Annotated in this window: 29 protein-coding genes; 20 read left to right on the top strand and 9 right to left on the bottom strand. The window is 48.7% G+C overall.

Annotated elements, in window-relative coordinates; translation table 11 throughout:
- Positions 1-6: 6 nt before the first annotated feature.
- The 6 genes from HCX89_RS00145 to HCX89_RS00120 are packed head-to-tail and all read right to left on the bottom strand — an operon-like array spanning position 7 to position 2,943.
- Positions 7-654, bottom strand: coding sequence for an MT-A70 family methyltransferase (locus HCX89_RS00145; protein ID WP_167714662.1), 648 nt, complete (start codon positions 652-654; stop codon positions 7-9).
- Positions 651-947 (bottom strand): PapB/FocB family fimbrial expression transcriptional regulator, encoded by a 297-nt coding sequence (locus HCX89_RS00140; RefSeq protein WP_123115623.1) that lies wholly within the window; start codon positions 945-947, stop codon positions 651-653. Before HCX89_RS00140 ends, HCX89_RS00145 begins: the two co-directional genes overlap by 4 nt.
- A complete protein-coding gene (locus tag HCX89_RS00135) occupies positions 944-2,005 on the bottom strand; it encodes a DGQHR domain-containing protein (protein ID WP_167714660.1) in 1,062 nt (353 codons plus the stop codon). Before HCX89_RS00135 ends, HCX89_RS00140 begins: the two co-directional genes overlap by 4 nt.
- Complete coding sequence (locus tag HCX89_RS00130) at positions 2,006-2,242, bottom strand: hypothetical protein (RefSeq protein ID WP_167714658.1); 237 nt, start codon at positions 2,240-2,242, stop codon at positions 2,006-2,008. It abuts the gene before it with no gap.
- Positions 2,236-2,607, bottom strand: coding sequence for a hypothetical protein (locus tag HCX89_RS00125; protein ID WP_167714657.1), 372 nt, complete (start codon positions 2,605-2,607; stop codon positions 2,236-2,238). The genes HCX89_RS00130 and HCX89_RS00125 overlap by 7 nt, the downstream gene beginning before the upstream one ends.
- 9 nt (positions 2,608-2,616) lie before the next feature.
- On the bottom strand, positions 2,617-2,943 hold the full coding sequence (locus HCX89_RS00120) for a hypothetical protein (RefSeq protein ID WP_167714655.1): 327 nt from the start codon (positions 2,941-2,943) through the stop codon (positions 2,617-2,619).
- A gap of 210 nt (positions 2,944-3,153) precedes the next feature.
- On the opposite strand from HCX89_RS00120, the gene HCX89_RS00115 reads away from it, so the two are divergent.
- Positions 3,154-4,656: a hypothetical protein gene (locus HCX89_RS00115; RefSeq protein WP_025009564.1), complete on the top strand. Its 1,503-nt coding sequence runs from the start codon at positions 3,154-3,156 to the stop codon at positions 4,654-4,656.
- 70 nt (positions 4,657-4,726) lie between these two features.
- Positions 4,727-5,602 carry a DNA adenine methylase gene (locus tag HCX89_RS00110; RefSeq protein WP_025009565.1) on the top strand — a complete coding sequence of 292 codons (876 nt, stop codon included), beginning with the start codon at positions 4,727-4,729 and terminating at the stop codon, positions 5,600-5,602.
- 10 nt (positions 5,603-5,612) lie between these two features.
- On the opposite strand, the gene HCX89_RS00105 is transcribed toward HCX89_RS00110, so the two are convergent.
- Positions 5,613-6,272, bottom strand: a complete 660-nt coding sequence (locus tag HCX89_RS00105) for a helix-turn-helix transcriptional regulator (RefSeq protein WP_081782878.1) — start codon at positions 6,270-6,272, stop codon at positions 5,613-5,615.
- 155 nt (positions 6,273-6,427) lie between these two features.
- Here HCX89_RS00105 and HCX89_RS00100 point away from each other — a divergent pair, with 155 nt between their 5' ends.
- Genes HCX89_RS00100 through HCX89_RS00075 form a run of 6 tightly spaced genes read left to right on the top strand, consistent with a single transcriptional unit; the run spans position 6,428 to position 8,292 of the window.
- The gene (locus HCX89_RS00100) at positions 6,428-6,637 is read left to right on the top strand and encodes a Cro/CI family transcriptional regulator (protein ID WP_025009567.1); all 210 of its coding nucleotides are present in this window, start codon (positions 6,428-6,430) and stop codon (positions 6,635-6,637) included.
- A 31-nt stretch (positions 6,638-6,668) separates the two neighbouring features.
- Positions 6,669-7,262: a hypothetical protein gene (locus HCX89_RS00095; protein WP_167714653.1), complete on the top strand. Its 594-nt coding sequence runs from the start codon at positions 6,669-6,671 to the stop codon at positions 7,260-7,262.
- Complete coding sequence (locus tag HCX89_RS00090) at positions 7,255-7,461, top strand: DUF2116 family Zn-ribbon domain-containing protein (protein ID WP_167714651.1); 207 nt, start codon at positions 7,255-7,257, stop codon at positions 7,459-7,461. The genes HCX89_RS00095 and HCX89_RS00090 overlap by 8 nt, the downstream gene beginning before the upstream one ends.
- Positions 7,458-7,817: a hypothetical protein gene (locus HCX89_RS00085; protein WP_167714648.1), complete on the top strand. Its 360-nt coding sequence runs from the start codon at positions 7,458-7,460 to the stop codon at positions 7,815-7,817. Before HCX89_RS00090 ends, HCX89_RS00085 begins: the two co-directional genes overlap by 4 nt.
- A gap of 21 nt (positions 7,818-7,838) precedes the next feature.
- Positions 7,839-8,102 (top strand): hypothetical protein, encoded by a 264-nt coding sequence (locus HCX89_RS00080; RefSeq protein WP_167714646.1) that lies wholly within the window; start codon positions 7,839-7,841, stop codon positions 8,100-8,102.
- 1 nt (position 8,103) lies between these two features.
- On the top strand, positions 8,104-8,292 hold the full coding sequence (locus HCX89_RS00075; protein ID WP_167714644.1) for a hypothetical protein: 189 nt from the start codon (positions 8,104-8,106) through the stop codon (positions 8,290-8,292).
- A gap of 64 nt (positions 8,293-8,356) precedes the next feature.
- Here the strand turns inward: HCX89_RS00075 and HCX89_RS00070 are convergent, their stop codons facing one another.
- Positions 8,357-8,617, bottom strand: coding sequence for a hypothetical protein (locus HCX89_RS00070; RefSeq protein ID WP_167714642.1), 261 nt, complete (start codon positions 8,615-8,617; stop codon positions 8,357-8,359).
- Between the two features lie 240 nt (positions 8,618-8,857).
- On the opposite strand from HCX89_RS00070, the gene HCX89_RS00065 reads away from it, so the two are divergent.
- Positions 8,858-9,415, top strand: coding sequence for a hypothetical protein (locus tag HCX89_RS00065; RefSeq protein ID WP_167714640.1), 558 nt, complete (start codon positions 8,858-8,860; stop codon positions 9,413-9,415).
- On the opposite strand, the gene HCX89_RS00060 is transcribed toward HCX89_RS00065, so the two are convergent.
- Positions 9,400-9,666: a hypothetical protein gene (locus HCX89_RS00060; protein WP_167714638.1), complete on the bottom strand. Its 267-nt coding sequence runs from the start codon at positions 9,664-9,666 to the stop codon at positions 9,400-9,402. The genes HCX89_RS00065 and HCX89_RS00060 overlap by 16 nt on opposite strands.
- Before the next feature lie 140 nt (positions 9,667-9,806).
- On the opposite strand from HCX89_RS00060, the gene HCX89_RS00055 reads away from it, so the two are divergent.
- The 11 genes from HCX89_RS00055 to HCX89_RS00005 form a co-directional block, all read left to right on the top strand.
- A complete protein-coding gene (locus HCX89_RS00055; protein WP_167714636.1) occupies positions 9,807-10,580 on the top strand; it encodes a helix-turn-helix domain-containing protein in 774 nt (257 codons plus the stop codon).
- Positions 10,577-11,260, top strand: coding sequence for a replication protein P (locus HCX89_RS00050; protein WP_167714634.1), 684 nt, complete (start codon positions 10,577-10,579; stop codon positions 11,258-11,260). The genes HCX89_RS00055 and HCX89_RS00050 overlap by 4 nt, the downstream gene beginning before the upstream one ends.
- Positions 11,253-11,480, top strand: coding sequence for a hypothetical protein (locus HCX89_RS00045; protein WP_025009576.1), 228 nt, complete (start codon positions 11,253-11,255; stop codon positions 11,478-11,480). Before HCX89_RS00050 ends, HCX89_RS00045 begins: the two co-directional genes overlap by 8 nt.
- Positions 11,480-12,730, top strand: coding sequence for a tyrosine-type recombinase/integrase (locus HCX89_RS00040; RefSeq protein ID WP_174839986.1), 1,251 nt, complete (start codon positions 11,480-11,482; stop codon positions 12,728-12,730). The genes HCX89_RS00045 and HCX89_RS00040 overlap by 1 nt, the downstream gene beginning before the upstream one ends.
- 27 nt (positions 12,731-12,757) lie before the next feature.
- Entirely contained in the window at positions 12,758-13,015 is a 258-nt protein-coding gene (locus HCX89_RS00035) for a helix-turn-helix domain-containing protein (RefSeq protein ID WP_368039287.1), read from the top strand.
- Positions 13,005-13,367 (top strand): hypothetical protein, encoded by a 363-nt coding sequence (locus HCX89_RS00030; RefSeq protein WP_167714629.1) that lies wholly within the window; start codon positions 13,005-13,007, stop codon positions 13,365-13,367. Before HCX89_RS00035 ends, HCX89_RS00030 begins: the two co-directional genes overlap by 11 nt.
- A gap of 25 nt (positions 13,368-13,392) precedes the next feature.
- On the top strand, positions 13,393-14,010 hold the full coding sequence (locus tag HCX89_RS00025) for a hypothetical protein (protein ID WP_167714627.1): 618 nt from the start codon (positions 13,393-13,395) through the stop codon (positions 14,008-14,010).
- A gap of 680 nt (positions 14,011-14,690) precedes the next feature.
- Positions 14,691-15,212, top strand: coding sequence for a lysozyme (locus HCX89_RS00020; protein WP_243887345.1), 522 nt, complete (start codon positions 14,691-14,693; stop codon positions 15,210-15,212).
- Positions 15,205-15,678 (top strand): hypothetical protein, encoded by a 474-nt coding sequence (locus HCX89_RS00015; protein ID WP_167714625.1) that lies wholly within the window; start codon positions 15,205-15,207, stop codon positions 15,676-15,678. Before HCX89_RS00020 ends, HCX89_RS00015 begins: the two co-directional genes overlap by 8 nt.
- A 161-nt stretch (positions 15,679-15,839) precedes the next feature.
- Positions 15,840-16,079, top strand: a complete 240-nt coding sequence (locus tag HCX89_RS00010) for a hypothetical protein (RefSeq protein WP_167714623.1) — start codon at positions 15,840-15,842, stop codon at positions 16,077-16,079.
- Positions 16,080-16,140: 61 nt separating this feature from the next.
- Positions 16,141-16,532, top strand: a 392-nt coding sequence (locus HCX89_RS00005; RefSeq protein ID WP_167714621.1) for a terminase small subunit, incomplete at its 3' end; no start/stop codon positions are given.

Below are 16,532 nucleotides of genomic sequence, written 5' to 3'. Positions count from 1 at the left end.
GTCTCCTTAAGCGGCTTTGTTGCCGGCAGTGAGTAATGGGATTGAGTGCTCAACTTCGTTACCCCATGCATGCCACCCTGGGTGATTTTGACGGGCGAACAACTCTACCCGCGGCAGATCACCAATCAGTTCAACAATGCGGTCTCTGGTGCAATCCGGTTTCCGTGAGTGCTCGCGTATCGGTTCGATAATGAGTTGCCGCACACCTTTGCCCTGGCGCTTGGGTTTACCCCTAACAGCAATCAGGCAATCCTCAGTGTTGCCACGGCTCCAGTGCCCGAGCCCTATCTTTGTAGCGGCCATCAACAACTGCAGCAGTTGTTCTTCCGGCATAGTTTGCAGGTCAATCTGGTTGACTCTAAATTCACGCTGCAGGTTGTTGAAAAAGCGTTTGTTCAGCTTTACCCAAGTGAATGCCTTCATGGTCTTAAGGGTGAACCCCCAAGCCTTTACCAGTTCCAGTGCTTCCAATGGCATGGCGGGAACGTGCCACATGAACAGGGTGCAATCATCCGCTGCCATATCAGCAACAGGCAGGTCCTTCATTTGCTCAAGGCTCATAACGTCATACTTACAGCTGGCGCCTCGGTTGCCGTTCTGGTTCTTGTCGTTGAATTTCCAGGCCGGGTCAGCATAGATAATTTGGTAACTCATCGAGCTGCCCCCTTGTTGGTTAACCCACAACTATTCGTTGCCTTATAGCCAAAGCGTTGCCAGTCGATCTCCTTCACGCGCTCGATGCGGGCGGCAACTTGTTCCATTGATTTCTGGTTAGTGCTGAGGTTGCCCGGGTCTATGCCGTTAATCTTGGCGGCCACACTGGCCGGGTGCCCCTTCACATAGTGATCCTGCAAGGCGCTGATCATTGGCTCTGATGTGATATCGGTGAAGCTGATTAGCAGCTCAAAGCGCTCTTGGCTTTCCATTCCAGGGATTAGGTGCTTCATGCTGCCTCCTTGGGGAAATACTTGTGTTCCAGCTCTTCGAGCTTAGCAGGGAGCTGCTTATCCATTGCCATCATGATTTGGTTTGCTGTCAGGTTTACGGCATCTGAATTGGCGATCATTTTCCCGGTTGTTGGGCAGATGCAGCGGCCGATGAAGTGTTTACTGTTGCGACTCCAAACCAAACGCTCAAATGCAGCGCACCAATGCCTTACTCCTAGGGCATCGTGCTCATTACGCACTTTTGCAAGAGCCTTGAGCATTACTGTGGTGGTGAATAAGGTTTTGTCGCGCTCACTGGCCGCAATGCTAAGAAACTGCATACCCTGCCCGAGGTCACACCAGAACTCATTTGCCCGCCAAGCGTGCTCTGCTTCAGTAGGTTTTTTTGTGCCGATAGCTATGGCAGTGGCGTCTTTCAGTTGCTTGAATGACCACAGGTAGTTGCTTTGAGTGCTGGCTTTGTTGTTGGCAAAGTCCACTCGGTCAAAAAGCCATTCAGTCTCTTCGACGACCTGCATTGTGATTTGAGATAAAGGATCGCGGTGGTTGTATGTATCGCCCAATCCCTGTGCTGGCTTGCTAGCGTTCTGGTTAATATCGGTAAAGGCTTGCTGGCGTTCTTGCAGCGACAAGCTTGGGTACACTGTAATGCTGATGGTGTCTTGGGTAAGATGCTCGCATCGCTCAAGCGCCTTTGATATGCCAACGGCGCGATGTTGTCCGTCAAATAGTTTAATGATGGAATCCATGCTGACCTTGAGCACACCAACGCAAGAGCTGATCTCCGACGCCTCAAACTTTGGTGCATCGCTGCCGTTTGGGACTTCTACAACCCCAATGATTCCAGGTAAAACATAACCTGTTGGATTAGAGCTGATGTATTTGGCAATCGCATTGGCCCTCGCAGGGTTAACATTGCGTTGACTGCGCTCAAGCACACTGCCTGCATCGTCAATTCGAAGCATACGAACCAACACCCTCATTGACATCATCACAGTGTAAAAAACCTTGCCGCCTTGCATGCCCATGACGGCGGGCATAGAGAAACACATTTCCATTTAGTAGATCTCCTTAAGTTCCTGCTCGTTGTCTTTAAGCTCGCCCACGCATTTGGGGCAGACGCAGGGCAGGTATTCATGATCGGTTTCGGCCCGCTGCCAACCGGCGCTTTTGAGGGTTTCCAAAATAGTGGTGTCCGAATCAATAAAAATTCTTTTAGTGCAGCTGGAGCAAGTGAGGCTGTAGCCTATAACCAGTTCTAGTTCTGCCTTATCTGGCTGGGTCAGCGTTAACATGCTGCCTCCTTGGTTAACTCAATGCAGAGTAGGGTGGCTAACTGCTGTGGCGGCACTTGGAGGGCCTCGGCCATTTCCAAAACAAAGGCCTCGCCTTGGAAATCGCAGGTAATGCGGTTATCAAACCATTGAACCAATCCACCAAAGTAGGGATAGTCATCACATTCACTTGCTGTTAAATTCACATAACGTGATGTTTGTGCAAGTATTTCCCAACAGTTGTGGCATGTTTTAAAACTGGCGGGTTCGCCGTTCCATACACCTGAGGTAAAGGCATATTGCTCGCCCTGGTTGATGGTGCTGTGGCACTCACAACATTGGTGCGGTTTACGGGCAGTGCGGGTGCGAGTTGATTGGCAGTCCATGTCGGCCTCCTACGCAATAGCGTTGTTAAACAGCGGTGTGATAGCGGCAGCATGATGATGGCTGCGCCAGATAGTGGCTTGGTAGTTTTGGCTTTGTACCCGAAGGGCAAAGCTTTCACCAAGTTCGCCAGCGCAATCGACATATACTTGGTCGAACCGTTGGCTTGGGTGGTGCTGGTAGAGGTAGCGCTCCAACTCTGCCACGCGTTGCTTTACCCGTGGGCAGTCCATTGGATTGCTGTGCTTGGTCATCAAGCAGGCGAAGCGCAGTGACACTAACAAGCGGTGTTCGGCGCGTTCCTTCGCGGTGCTTGGGTTGGTGGTCAGAATTGGCATGGTCCCGTCCTCTGGTTAAGTGGTACGGGTTAAATATAACCAAAGTAAATTACTTTGGTCAATTACTTTGGTCATGTTTTGTAAGATGTCTTCAATCAGTATTCTCAATTTATTTCTGTTATTGTGAGCAACTGATGAAGCTTTCTGATTATGAAACATATAAAATCGATATAATTGATACGGTTATCTATTCGACAATGGAGTTTTTACGTGGCAAGGAATATTCAATCTTTATCTGTCAATTCAATCAAACTTGACCAGGAAAACGTCAGGTTTGGCGGTGATGTTGCCCAGAATCAGCGTGAAGCCCTAGATCTCATGATGGCTGATCCAGAAGATGCCAAGAAAATAGTTAAGCTTGCTGAGCACATAGCAAAATTTGGCCTGGATCCAACTGAATTACAGTTAGTTACACCAGATCCATCTGACGAAAGTAGTTATATCGTTCTTGAGGGAAATCGTAGACTGACCGCCCTTAAACTGCTACAAAATCCAGATCTTGCGTCAGATAGTAAAATTGCCAAGTCAATTCAAGAAATTATCTCAGCCATAGAAAATCTTCAGCTCCCTTCAGAAGTAGAATGCAGTGTAGTACCAGACAGAAAAAGTGGTGATATTTGGATTGAACTCAAACACACCGGGCCAAACGGGGGCGTTGGTCGGGTAGGATGGGACAGCGACATTCGTGATGAGAGAAGAGCGCGGCTTACCGGCGTTGAGTCTATTGGTAGACAAATTAGAAACTTAGTTAAAGATAACAAACACATTTTTTCTGATGAGACTGTTAAAGGCGTTATGTATATTCCTGTTACTACACTTACGCGTTTATTCAGCTCAAAGCCTGCGCAGGAAGCCTTTATGCTTCAAGTAAAGAACCGGGTCCTTGAGCCAAATTTGGAACTACATTTTATTGCACCATCTGTTGATTTCGCAATAAACCTCTTTACTACACAAGGCTATAATGTAAATGATATACGGAATCATGATGATCGAGTGAAATTTATTGGTCATATTCCGCCTGAACTTTTACCAGTTCGACTAAAGGAAAAAGCAGCTTCAACCGAAGTTCCCAATGCTACAGATTCAGGTCAATCACCAAATTCCGGAGGTACTAATTCTACGGGAAATGGAAATACCGCAGATGATAGTAGTAATGGCAACAACGATAACAATAACTCAGGGAACAATCGCGGCGGGAGCGGCGAAGACAATTCAAACAATCCTAAAATTAAAGCTAAGCCTTCGACTTTAATGAGGAAACACCTAATCCCATGGTCCCTCAAAATAACCAACTCCAGAATTAACGAAATTTATCGTGAATTGAGACATTCTATAAATGTACATGAGTCGCCTAATGCAGCTGGAGTTATGTTTAGAGTGTTCCTTGAGCTCACATTAGATACCTTCATTTCTAATCAAAAAGCAGCAAATGATCAAGTATGTCGTGTTGATAATCACAAGCCAATTAAAGACGATGATAAGCTTTCAGTAAAATTAGTTGCTGTGGTGTCGAAGTTAGAGCAGCTTACTTTACTCGATAAGTCCCAAAGTCGAGCTATACGTAACAGAGCGACAGGCTCTAATGATAGCTCTATAGGTTCAATAGAACATCTCAACCAATTGGTACATAATCAGTTTTCGGCACCAATTCCAACGGAATTGAATAGTGTTGCTGAGACATATAAACCTCTTTTTGATACCATTTGGGGCTAGGCTTCAGTGCTGGCCATTACTTGTAGTTTATGTTTTCATATGCGGAAGGCTCAAAAAGATAGTTATTAAGATGAAGAAATTTGCAACTCCCTTGAGGTACCCTGGTGGTAAAGGAAAATTTTCTCAGTTTGTGAAGCAAGTCTTTGAAGCAAATGGGCTTTTAGATGGTCATTATTTGGAGCCATACGCTGGCGGTGCTGGAGTAGCGATTGAACTGTTGTTCAATGAGTACGCATCAAAAATTCACATTAATGACTATGACCCTGCAGTGTATGCCTTTTGGGTATCTGTTAAAGAGCACAATGATGATCTATGCAAACTGATCAGTGATACGCCAGTTACTATAGACAATTGGCATGTTCAGAAGAATGTGCTTGCGAATGTTGAGGAATACTCAACTTTAGATGTAGCGTTCGCGACATTTTTTCTTAATCGAACAAACCGTTCCGGCATCCTTAAGGCTGGTGTAATCGGTGGGAAAGAACAGTCTGGTAAATGGAAGTTGGATGTTCGCTACAACAAGAAAGATTTGATTAAGCGAATAGAGCTGATTGGTCGTTACAAAGAAAGAATATTTGTCTACAACATGGATGCTGTACAACTAGTTCGCGAGGTTGTTCCGACTTTGCCTAAAAAGACACTAATTTATCTTGATCCTCCATACTACGTTAAGGGCTCTGGGTTATACCGTAACTTCTACAATCATGATGATCATGTTGAAATAGCTGCAACAATGGCAAATGTCCGTCATCCTTGGATCGTTTCATACGATGATGTGCCTGAAATTAGAGAGATATATAAGGACTATCGTCAAGACTCATATTTTTTGAGTTATACGGCTCAGGAGAAAAGAAAGGGCTCAGAAGTGATGATATATGGCCCTGATGTCGAAATACCTTCCAAAGATTTTTTGCATAAGAATATGCCGCTAAAGCTAGCAGTCTAAATTCAAAATCTTACAGCAGCACGGAATACCAAAACACGCGACCAATAACGGTAATCACTTTTACTTGGTCGCCACTATAACTCTCATCAGGGTATTCATCTTGATTGTAGCTGCGCAGGCGTAAGCCATTACCGGGAAGGGTATAGAGCAGCTTAACCCGCAACATGCCATCGTGATTAATGGCATACATTTTCCCATCGACAATAGTTTTGTTGGCAGTATCAATACCGACAGTGCTGCCGTTTGGCAAAACCGGTTCCATACTGTTACCCGAAACCTTCACACATACAGCAGCAGCTGGCTCCACGCCTTGACTACGCATGGTTAATTTAGAGAAGCGCAGTTTAGGACCGTGGTTTTCGATATCGGCCACAATGCCGTTGCCTGCTGCCAGTTTCACTTCAGTGAAGAACGGCACTTCAAGTTCGTCTTTGCCCAGCGGTGTTTTGTCATCCCAGACAGCAAACGAACCCGAATACTCTGAAATCTCATCATCTGCCCTTTGCTCAATACCATAAAGCAATCTTTCTGGTGAGCACTTTAGGGCGCGCGCAAGCTCCACAATCTTTGCGGAGGACTTTACCTTGCCTGATACCAACTTGTGAACCATTGGTTGAGAAATGCCAGAAAGCTCAGCCAGCTCCTTTTGAGAAATGCCAAGTTCTTTCATGCGCTGCACTACGTTAGTGCTGAGAGGATTCGTATTCATATCCGAATGATATTACGCAGGTTATATTTAATCACTTTCATATGGTAATATTTTTCTTGATGTGTAATTTACTTTGGTTATATTATCAGGCATGACCAACGGAAAGGTGTCACATCATGAAAAAATCTGACGTACTCAACTTCTTTCAAACTCAACAAAAGGTTGCTGCTTCGCTCACCGAAGCAGGATTCCCAATCAGCCAAGCGGCAGTTTCCAAATGGGGCGATAACGTCCCGCCACTTAGAGCGTATCAGCTCGAACGCATCACCAACGGCAAGCTAATGGCTGATGATTCGCAAAATGATGACGAGCAGCAAGCAGCTTGATTACACGGTAAACCTAAAAGGGAGTTTAGCCATGAAACACAAATCACGCCTTGACCTGCTAATGGTTGCCATTCACCGCTGGTTGGAGTTGCCCAAGGTGAGCCGTGCATCACTGGCGGCCAGCGTTGTGGAGGTTGTTGATCGCCTGGGCCTGAAAAAGCCACTGGCCAGAGAGGGGATTAGCTTTGCGCGAACCGACGACCCTTACAACGATGCCAGGATCAATGCCCAGAAGATTTTCCGCTGGCTGGGCCAATATCAAGAGTGCCACCCAAACCCGGAACGCTTGTTTCATGTTGAGCAAGCTTTGCTTGCCGCTATGCCAACGCATTTGCGTATGGCTTACCTCAATGATGTGTATGGCCCGATAGGGGTAACGGTAGTTGCAGACTCGGGCCTTGTTGGCGGGCTGTTGGAGCCGGGCAGGGTGGCGGCAATTCTCACCAAGGAAAACAGTGAAGCACAGATTGCGGTTATTACCCTGGGCTCGCAGCCGACCCGCGAGCAGGTTGTTCAGTGCCACCGTGAGCTGAGGGAATCGCGGGCGACGACTGAGGCCAGTATTCAATTGCTGGAAGCTGAGTTTTCTTTCCTTCGCGCTGGCAGAGCCACCGCCAATGAGTAACGAAGCAGACGAAGCCCAACGGGTATCTGAGCTGTTTGACAGCCTGGCAATAGCCCAAGCAAGGAAGCCACCGCAGACAGCTGCAAGCACCGGCCGCTGCTTGTATTGCAGTACTCCGGTTGCCGCTGAGGCCCGTTTTTGTGATGCGGATTGCCGTGATGATTTTGAGCGTTTGCAGCAATTAAAGGCGAGGGCATGAGCGTGGACGAATTGGATTTAATGGAACTGGACGTGAGCCATTCGTTAGCGACTGAGAACCGCAACGCGGTATTACATGCCTGTGTGAGTGGCTTATCGAGTGTTGCGCAAATGCGGTTATGGACGCACCTGGAGTACACGCATCAGCTGTATTTGAATGCGTTGGATGTTGAGCCATATACGGTTGAGCGCGGTGAGGCGATTTTGGCGTTTGAACAGGCTTCGCGTGACTTGGATGGGTTGATCCGTGAGTTTGAGCTGCTCGAACAGCGCCGTTTAACGCGGGTGAACGTTTGGCGTGAACTGTGCCGCTGGCTGCGGTTGGAATGGCGCCATTTTATGGCATTGGTGAGTTAACTCACCTGCTTTGGAGGGTATATGGACGTAAATGACTTGGATTTAACACCTGAAGATTCGGCTTGTGTCAATGAAAGCGCAGCAAAAGTGATAATGCAATTGCAGGAGTGGTTTAGCGCTCGCCGCGATCACTTAACAGGCATAGCAGAACACGATTCCAAAAAAATTCAAATCGGCGATCAGATAATTGATGACCCTGATTTCATTCGTGGCTTCCGATTCGGCTTGAAGTTCTCGATGCACTTTTTGGGTGAGTTGCCTATCAGCATTGAAGAAGGTGATTGATATGGAACATGACGATTGCAAGGTGGTGCCGATTGGTGAGCCACGCTGGCGTGCTGCTGAACGGCAGGAACAGATTGAACGGATGGCGGCGATTGTACGTTGTTCGCCAACGCTGTCGGCTGAGGCGATTGCCAGTTTGTTATATGCGCACGGTGCGCGATTGATTGATGGCGGCCCTGAGGCCGCCTAGGAGGACATATGAATATAATCCATTGCACCTTGCTATTGGTTGGTGGTTGTTCTGAGTGTCAGCGCTATGAAATTAGAGTGAGAGCCATACGTGCAGTTGTAACCTCACGTGCACCTAGGAGCGTGAACACGACGTTATGCAAGCGATGGGATTCGATAACACCGCTAACCTTGTCTTCAATATTAAAAAGAGGTGACTCTTTTGTCACTTGGCCTAGGTATAACTCATTATTTCCGCGTTTGAGAATTATTGACCAATTATGTTCATCACGTTCAATAACCTCACAGATTTCAACAGTATGTTCTGCATTTACTCTGGTTTCCATTTGCACTCCTTTGCTTGAATGTTTTCAAAGAATAAAACACTTGAGAGGACGTTACGTTGCCCCTAATTCAATATTAGGAATTGCAGTAGCTAAACGCAAATGTAGGGATAAATTTCAGGAGGACAAAAACAGAAGCGCCCGCGTTAGTTTAGTGACAGCTGCGGGCGCTTACCTGAGTTCAGGCTTGGTCATCATAGCCAAGCCATTGATGTGCGTCAATTTGGCGCAAGGCGGTGACGTATGAGCATGGACAACATAAATGATGATGGTCTTGTGGCGCTAAACAGCCACTTAACTGAAGAGCAGCGAGCGCAGCATGACGCCATGTTAACGCCTGCCGCTTTGGATGCAGAAAAGCCTTTATGTTTGGTGCCGATGCAATCTGACGGTGCTTGCTTTGATGGCATGAACGCGCATGAGATTTATGCGAGGCACATGCAGTGTTTGATCCAAAACGCGTTAATTAATGCCGTTTCTAATGTGGGTTGGTATGACGTTTTGGTATCAAAAATTGATCACCATACGGTGAGACAGCAGTTCGAGGAGGTGGCAAAAACCATTGTGAATGAGGCGCTGCTTGGTCAGCGTACATTGCCGATGCCCACTGCGGCCGTTGAATACTTTTTGGCTTACTTGGAAATGGAGCAAGGCCGTTGTGATGAGGTGATGCTACGCAAGCGTTATGTGCAGCCATTCGATGGGCTTGAGGAGCACTTAAAGCGTTGGGATGAACGGCGTGCGTTGTTAGAGCAATTGCACGACAACTTACTGCGCAAGATAACTCAGGAGGACATGTGATGAAAATAATTGTCTTTTGTGCAACCCGTCGCTATTACGTCAACTTCATGACTGCGTTGTATTTGATGTCTGAAAATCGAGTCAATTCCTGTTGTTGTAAATCGACCATATACAAGGTTGCCAATTTCAAGTTCAAAGTAGACCAGCTTCTCAAAAACACTAATGTCACCACTATCAAGCTCGACGGCAACGAAACCTGTTTCGTCATTGATCGCAATTACCTTGGCATATTCACTACGGATTTTAGCCATCTCAATATCCTTCTGATGTTAGTAAAACGCCCACTCGATCTTGGCGGACTGGTGGGCGAGTGCAACAACATTCGTGGAGAAAGTGAGCTGCGTGGTGATAGTAGCTCAGTTTCAACACCTTGCGCAATGTGGGGTGGGTTATGAGCCGTGCTGCGACTGATTGGGCTTGGTCGTTAGCGATTAAGCCTGCGAGTTTGAAATTGCTGTTGTTGTCGATGGCTGACCGTGCGGATGAGTATCACCGCTGTTATCCGTCGGTTGAGCGGTTGGTGAAAGACACGGGCCTGGACCGTAAAACCATTATTGGCAACATTGCCAAGCTGCAAGACGCGGGTGTGCTAACCGATACGGGTAAGCGAGCCGGCAGAACGGGCAAGGTGAAGATTTACCGTCTGAATTTGGTGGATGTTTCGCAGCCAATAAGCACCGGCGATAACAGTCCCAAAAGCGGAATGGTTCCGAAAACGGAATCATCCCAAAAACGGACAGGAAATAGTCCCAAAAACGGTACTTTGAATAGTCCCAAAAACGGTACTCAGAACCAGTCATTTAACCAGTCAATGAACCAAGAGCGTGTTGGCGTGCCCGCCAAGCGCAATTCTCCAAGCGACAAGTTTATTTTTGATAAGTGGCCTGCGGCGCCATCGGGTGAGGTATTTGCCGATTGGGTGAAAGCCCGCGCAGCGGCTAAGAAGCCCTTGACGCAAGGTGCGGTTGATTACGTTGCCCCTGAGCTGCACAAGGCGGTTGCAGCTGGCATGAGTGTGGATGACTGCTTGCGAGTGACGTTGGGTGAGGGCTGGCAGGGGTTCAAGTTTGATTGGGCGGTAAACCGTGGGCTGGTGCCAACCAGTGGGCAGGCACCGCAGCACTGGACCAGCAATGTTTTTGACGATGGAGATCCGCTGATATGACACAACGAAACCATCAACCACAGCCGATTCAGGCGTTGGATTTTATGCCGTCGGCGCAGCAATCGCGCCCTGTGGTGTCGGAGTTTGACGGGCAGCTGATTGATAGCGTGTTTGCGAAGCTGAAAATCTTGTTTCCGATTGGGGCGCCCAAGCCTGAGCAAGAGCCCAGCATGAAGGCGGAATGGTTGAAAACCTTGGTAGCGCAGCGCATTGGCAGCGTTGAGGTGGTGCAGCGTGGCATTAACCGTGCCCGTTGTGAGCGCGATGGTAAGCGGCAGTTTTGGCCTTCGCCTTTGCAGTTTTGCCATTGGTGCCATGCGGAACCCGATGATTTAGGACTGCCAAGTGTTGAGCAGGCTTATCGTGAAGCTATGCGGCATTACTCGCATGTTGCCAAACACAAGTGGAGCCATGCCATTGTGCGGTTGGCGTTGCGTGAGTCTGGCGGGAGTTGGCTTTTTGGGGCATCAACAGCAGATGATTCGTTCAAGGTATTTGAGCGCAATTACACCATGTTGATCCGCCGTTATGCCAATGGTGAGGAGATTGATTTTAATTTGCCAAAGGCACTGCCAACGAGGGTTGCTCGGCCTACAGCGGCCAATAAAGCGAGAGCGAACATTGCAGATTTAAGGGTGAAGTTTGGCCTACGGACAACGAAAGGAGCAAACGATGAGTAAGCAATTACCGAAAACCCAGAAGCAACGCTTGGTGGCGATGCTGGATGATGGCAAGTGGCACACGTTGTTTGAGCTTCAGCGGTTAAGCCGAGAACGCTTTGGAACGCTTGATAGCGAAACAGCTCTGAGTGCCCGTTGGCGTGAGTTACCCGCCGAAAAGCGGATGAAGCGTATTCGCCAGGGTACGAACAAAACCTATGAATACAGGATGGTGGCTTGATGGCGAGCGGTGTTGACGTTGGCAAGCTGAAGCGGGCGCCGCTGCGCCGTTGGTTGAGTGGCGGTGTTACCCGGGATTATCGGGATCCTCAGTATCCGACAGTGAGGCTGCGAGCTAATGGTGAGCGCACCAAGGCGAGTATTTTTCTGGTGTTCAATGAGCAGAACGTGACCCGCTGGCGCAAGGTGGGCACTTGGCCGGATCTGTGTATCGATACGTTTTTGGAGCAGTTGCCGGCCACTCTGGCCGAGCGAGCAGCCGGGGGTGAGGTTATGTTTGGGCAGTTTGTGACTGTGGCTGATGTGGTTACCTGGTATGCCGGGCATGTGACAGATAACACGACTATGAGTGTGAGTTGGCGCCGGAATGTGCGTTCGATAGTTACCAGGCACTTGATCCCAAGGGCTGGGCAGTTGCCGCTGGCATCACTGAGTTGGAGTGATTTGGATAGTGCGCTGGTGAAGTCGATGCTGGCTGATGGATATTCGCCCCGCTATGTGGTGGAGGTGGTTAGTAAGCTCAAGACGGCGTTCAGTTCGGCCGCTGGGCTGCGCTTGCTCGATAACAATCCGCTGGCTGGGTTCAAGCCCAGTGTGAGGCTGCCCAAGGCGCTGGATGCGAGGCTGTATGACTCTGACCTTGGCGAGTTGTTCAAGCTGTTATCAGAGACTGTGATGGTTCAGGCCATGCTGTTTGTGTTGATGATGATGTTTGGTACCCGTATCAATGAAACCCGCCAGGCTAGGTGGGACCAGTTCACCGGCGATGTTTGGGTGATACCGCCATCAAACACCAAGAACGGTAATGAGTTGCGGTTGCCGTTGACCAAATCTGCCCGGGCTTTGATTGATCATTACCGCCGCTGGCAACTGGCCAATGTTGGCAAGCGTGCCTGGCTGTTCCCCGGCCGTGGTCAGGCGCCTATTGCTGTGCGCACTGCTCAGGATTGGTCTGTTGGCCTTCGCTTTAAATACTTCACTTCACACGATATCAGGCGGCTTTTTCGCACCATTATTGCTGAGATTGGTATTGATACCGTTATCGGTGAGTTGTTGCTCAATCACTCTCTGCCAGTGCTTTTGCGTACCTATGTTCAGTCATCCCTTAATGCAGGGGTGAGCCAGGCACTTGAGCAGTATCACCAGTATTTGATTGAGCGCGGATTTAATCAGATCGCGCCCGAGATAATCCCTAGATCGCATTCAGATCTTGGTAACGGGCAAAGTCAGATGGCAAGCGGGTGGCTGTGATGATCACTGCATCATTGTCAAAAGAGGATGCAATTGCACGAAAAGGGGCGTTTTAGGATGGCAAAAGCGGCGGCAGCATCAGGGGCAAAACTGCTGGCAATGGGGCGGAGATTGCGCCAAATGACCCAGGAGGAAGTGGCAAGCGCCTACGGGGTGAATGTCAAAACCTATCGGCGCTGGGAGAAGGGACATAGCCCGGTACCTTATGACGACCTCTGCGCCATCTGTGCTGATATTTTTGCCCTGGACTTGTTCAACCTAAGAGGGATGGCCGATGCAGCATAAGCACGATGCGCAGCATGAAGCGCTGATGAACATGAAGCAGCTCCGCCTTGAATTGCGAGCGTGGGCTAATTGGTGGCTTAGGCATGAGTATGGCAAGGGGTACGCCGCCCGCAGTAGCTGTGACCGGCTCAAGGACCCTATCACCTACGGAATGACAGTGAGTGAGCGTGACATTAACCCACCGCCCGGGGTTATTCGTTACGACTGGCGCATTGAGCGGCTGGCGCCCGAGTGCCGCCGAGCTATTCGAGCTCAGTACCTGTGCCGGGGTAAGTGGGCATTGTGTGGGTTTGAGAGTAAGCAGTCTTTCATCTTTTGGTTAAGGAGGGCAGAATTGGTGCTAATGCGTTAAGAAATAAATCGATGGAGATGTTAAGTTGAAAGGAAAGCATATAGAGGGCTTGGTTGCGGTTGGGCTGTTTCTTGTTGGATGGATATTTGCTCAAGTTGTTAGTCTGCCACAGTCAGTCCTTAAGTCGATCGAATCTTTAGCTGTGATAGCAGCAAGTATCTCAGCGATAGGGGCCGCTTTCATTGCTGTAAAAGCGCTTTACACTTGGAAAAAGTCTACCTTGTATGAAGAGCTCAAGGAAATTTCATTTTTGATTGAGGAAGAAATTAGGAGCTTGATTGAAATAGAACTCGATGGTAAAAAGCTAATGTTTAAGCTGACTTCTGATGACCCTTCAGAAGTTTATGGTGTTGTCTCGAATTTACTACAGTTAATTAGAATGTTTATTGTTTCAAGGATATTTCTCCTTATGAAGTGCCAACAAGTAATACCCAGAGACTGTGAAGATGGCAATGCCTTGAATTCTCAACTTAAATTTTCAATGGATATTTTAGAAGAGTTGCAAAGTGAAATATCTAAATTGAATGTAGAAGATGTTGAAATAGTAGGTAAAATAGGTTCATTGCTAAATAAAGTTCACTCTGTATATTCACACCACTTTAATTGTTCTGAAATTATAAGAAATCGTCTGAATAAAATTTAAGGGGTCCTTCCAGTCGCTGCCCATGCGGGGGCGGGGACTCGCAATCCTTCACTACATATGAAAAATTTTGGCGGTTGGTTGTTGTTTTATAACCATTGATTATAGGCATCTAGAAAAGGTGCCTTCTCTGTATCACAATCTGTTGATTGTAAATGTAAAAATGCTGATGGGTTTTCGCCTGGTTCATGGTTCGCTGATACACCAACTTTGCAGATCCTTTTTTGATCACGCCGATCTTTTGCATACGTTTGGTTTTGTATTAGGCTTTCAGTGACAGATTTAGAATCCTGTCATTAATAAACCGAAGCCCGCGCCCTTTCCTGCGGGCTTTTTATTTGTGTGTTAACACACAACTTTCAAACCGCTTTTATCAAATGGGGCAGATCTAGGACTAAAACGGACAGAAAAGGGTTTTTTTTGCCCCCCGAAAATCGCTATGTTTATGGCATGCTCGCCAGAGCTAAAAATGACTGCCAACCACCAAAGACCCTCAGCGGGTCTTTTTTACTTTAGGGCTTTCGATGCCACGTAAAAGTAAGCGCGTTTACATTGATACCCCACTGAGCACTCGCCCTGGAGCATAGTCAGCGAGAAGAACCCCTAGAGGGATGACGCAGCCGCCGGTTGGCGCCCGGTTAATCGATCAGTAAGCCTACCTATATGAATGAATCTAAGGAGCCATGATGACCAACAGGATCAAAGTGGCCAGCTTAAGCTTATCGGCCGCAGCTCTTATCACCCTGGTCGTATCTGAGGGATTTTCCCCATCGGCGACTATCCCGGTGCAAGGTGACAGGCCTACAGTGGGCTTCGGCTCGACCTATCATGCCAACGGTAAACCAGTGAAGCTTGGCGACAAGCTCACGCCAGTGCAGGCCCTGAAAACAACCCAGGCCCATGTCGCAAACGATGAAGTGCGCTTTAAGGAGAGCTTGCCTGGCGTTGAAATGACGCAGGGCGAATACGACCTCTATATCAATTGGGTATACCAGTATGGCATTGGCCGATGGCGCGAATCGGCTATGCGCAGTTATTTGCTGAAAGGCCGTCACCTTGAAGCCTGTAATGCGTTGTTGCTGCCAGAATATCGCACAGTTGGCGGTTTTGACTGTTCAACCCCAGGCAACAAACGCTGCATGGGCGTGTGGACAAGAGCACAGGAACGACATCAACTCTGCATTCAGGAGCAATCACATGATTAAAGTTGCCGCCGGCCGCGCCCATCTGTACTTGATTGGCGGTCTTATTCTGGCCTGTGTGGCCTTGGGGCTGGCACTCACTGTCACTCGCTCAGAGGTCAGCCTATTGCAGGCGAATCTTGAAACCGCCAGCGCCAATCAACTCGGGCTGCAACTGGATGTGTCGGCACTGACGACTGCCGTTGAAAGGCAGGAAGCGGATAAAGCCAAGATATGGCAGCAGCTGACGGCGCTCGCCGTGTCTGAGCAGCAATATCGCACCGACTTGGCTGGTATTCGCGGTCGCCAAGAAGCTCTCAGCGTTACCCTAGGTGAATACAGGAGCAGCCATGATGAAAGCCTTAGCCAGTGGATGGGCACTGCTGTGCCTGATGATGTTCAGCGGTTGCTCAGCAACGCCGCCAATTGTGCGCACCGTAACAATCGAGGTGCCGAGGCCTGTAGAGATCCCACCTCAGATCATTGGTAGATGTGACCCGCCACCTTATCCGATTGGCGGTACCGACAATGGCGACCATACCGGCTACATCAGTCGGTTGCTAGCCGTGATCTCCAACTGTGACTCTCAATGGCAACGCCTCGAACTGTTTCTGAACGAGCAGCGAAAGCCTGTACCGAAACAGGGTGCGCATGATGAATGACCTACCAGCGCAAAAGGCCTTCAATCTGGCCAGCTATTTATCTTCTTTCGCCAGCGCTATTGGAGGGCTGCTATCCGTGGACAAGGTAGCTGTAGTGCTGGGGATGGTGTTGGCTATTGCAACCTATTTGGGTAACCGCGCCCACAACGCGTATCTGCGGCGTATCAAAGACAAAGAGCACACCAGCGCAGAGTCGAGGGCGCAAGAACTTCACCTAATTGAAATGTGACTGGCTCAGGCAAAGCTGGAGCAGTTAAACCCCCGTCAAGTGAACAGGCAGCCAGATCAGCATGAGAAAAACTCCACCGAAAGCCCCGGATGTTGTGTTGCTGAACAAGCGGGATCTGTGCTCAAGCCTGGGGATTAGCACTCAGGCCTTCGATAAGTGGGGAGTAAATTTTCGAGAAAAGCGCGGTCGTGAGTGTTTATATTCCGTGGCCGATGTAGTGGCCAACCGGGTTGGCCATGCCGAGCGAAAGTTTGCTGCATCAGTACCAGAGGATGATCCCGAAAAGCCAAACCTCGACTTTGAGCGCTGGCGTCTGACCAAAGCTCAGGCGGATGGGCAAGAGCTCAAGAACGATAAGGACCGAAAGTTAGTTGTAGAGGTTGGTTTCGCCACTTTCCTTCTTAACAAAATAGCGGTGCAAATTGGTCCAATCCTCGACCAGGCACCGCTCAA

Source organism: Shewanella sp. Iso12, from assembly GCF_012030025.1.
GTDB lineage: Bacteria > Pseudomonadota > Gammaproteobacteria > Enterobacterales > Shewanellaceae > Shewanella > Shewanella algae.
Note: the sequence above shows the minus strand (reverse complement) of the source record. Positions and strands in the feature narration are given on the sequence as shown.

Coding starts and splice junctions, on each gene's coding strand:
- HCX89_RS00020 (WP_243887345.1), top strand. CDS start 14,691: ATGATGACCAACAGGATCAAAGTGGCCAGCTTAAGCTTATCGGCCGCA.
- HCX89_RS00145 (WP_167714662.1), bottom strand. CDS start 654: ATGAGTTACCAAATTATCTATGCTGACCCGGCCTGGAAATTCAACGAC.
- HCX89_RS00140 (WP_123115623.1), bottom strand. CDS start 947: ATGAAGCACCTAATCCCTGGAATGGAAAGCCAAGAGCGCTTTGAGCTG.
- HCX89_RS00060 (WP_167714638.1), bottom strand. CDS start 9,666: ATGGCTAAAATCCGTAGTGAATATGCCAAGGTAATTGCGATCAATGAC.
- HCX89_RS00130 (WP_167714658.1), bottom strand. CDS start 2,242: ATGTTAACGCTGACCCAGCCAGATAAGGCAGAACTAGAACTGGTTATA.
- HCX89_RS00080 (WP_167714646.1), top strand. CDS start 7,839: ATGGACGTAAATGACTTGGATTTAACACCTGAAGATTCGGCTTGTGTC.
- HCX89_RS00125 (WP_167714657.1), bottom strand. CDS start 2,607: ATGGACTGCCAATCAACTCGCACCCGCACTGCCCGTAAACCGCACCAA.
- HCX89_RS00075 (WP_167714644.1), top strand. CDS start 8,104: ATGGAACATGACGATTGCAAGGTGGTGCCGATTGGTGAGCCACGCTGG.
- HCX89_RS00085 (WP_167714648.1), top strand. CDS start 7,458: ATGAGCGTGGACGAATTGGATTTAATGGAACTGGACGTGAGCCATTCG.
- HCX89_RS00120 (WP_167714655.1), bottom strand. CDS start 2,943: ATGCCAATTCTGACCACCAACCCAAGCACCGCGAAGGAACGCGCCGAA.
- HCX89_RS00105 (WP_081782878.1), bottom strand. CDS start 6,272: ATGAAAGAACTTGGCATTTCTCAAAAGGAGCTGGCTGAGCTTTCTGGC.
- HCX89_RS00040 (WP_174839986.1), top strand. CDS start 11,480: ATGGCGAGCGGTGTTGACGTTGGCAAGCTGAAGCGGGCGCCGCTGCGC.
- HCX89_RS00030 (WP_167714629.1), top strand. CDS start 13,005: ATGCAGCATAAGCACGATGCGCAGCATGAAGCGCTGATGAACATGAAG.
- HCX89_RS00100 (WP_025009567.1), top strand. CDS start 6,428: ATGAAAAAATCTGACGTACTCAACTTCTTTCAAACTCAACAAAAGGTT.
- HCX89_RS00045 (WP_025009576.1), top strand. CDS start 11,253: ATGAGTAAGCAATTACCGAAAACCCAGAAGCAACGCTTGGTGGCGATG.
- HCX89_RS00015 (WP_167714625.1), top strand. CDS start 15,205: ATGATTAAAGTTGCCGCCGGCCGCGCCCATCTGTACTTGATTGGCGGT.
- HCX89_RS00055 (WP_167714636.1), top strand. CDS start 9,807: ATGAGCCGTGCTGCGACTGATTGGGCTTGGTCGTTAGCGATTAAGCCT.
- HCX89_RS00090 (WP_167714651.1), top strand. CDS start 7,255: ATGAGTAACGAAGCAGACGAAGCCCAACGGGTATCTGAGCTGTTTGAC.
- HCX89_RS00050 (WP_167714634.1), top strand. CDS start 10,577: ATGACACAACGAAACCATCAACCACAGCCGATTCAGGCGTTGGATTTT.
- HCX89_RS00135 (WP_167714660.1), bottom strand. CDS start 2,005: ATGGAAATGTGTTTCTCTATGCCCGCCGTCATGGGCATGCAAGGCGGC.
- HCX89_RS00010 (WP_167714623.1), top strand. CDS start 15,840: ATGATGAATGACCTACCAGCGCAAAAGGCCTTCAATCTGGCCAGCTAT.
- HCX89_RS00070 (WP_167714642.1), bottom strand. CDS start 8,617: ATGGAAACCAGAGTAAATGCAGAACATACTGTTGAAATCTGTGAGGTT.
- HCX89_RS00035 (WP_368039287.1), top strand. CDS start 12,758: ATGCAATTGCACGAAAAGGGGCGTTTTAGGATGGCAAAAGCGGCGGCA.
- HCX89_RS00065 (WP_167714640.1), top strand. CDS start 8,858: ATGAGCATGGACAACATAAATGATGATGGTCTTGTGGCGCTAAACAGC.
- HCX89_RS00095 (WP_167714653.1), top strand. CDS start 6,669: ATGAAACACAAATCACGCCTTGACCTGCTAATGGTTGCCATTCACCGC.
- HCX89_RS00110 (WP_025009565.1), top strand. CDS start 4,727: ATGAAGAAATTTGCAACTCCCTTGAGGTACCCTGGTGGTAAAGGAAAA.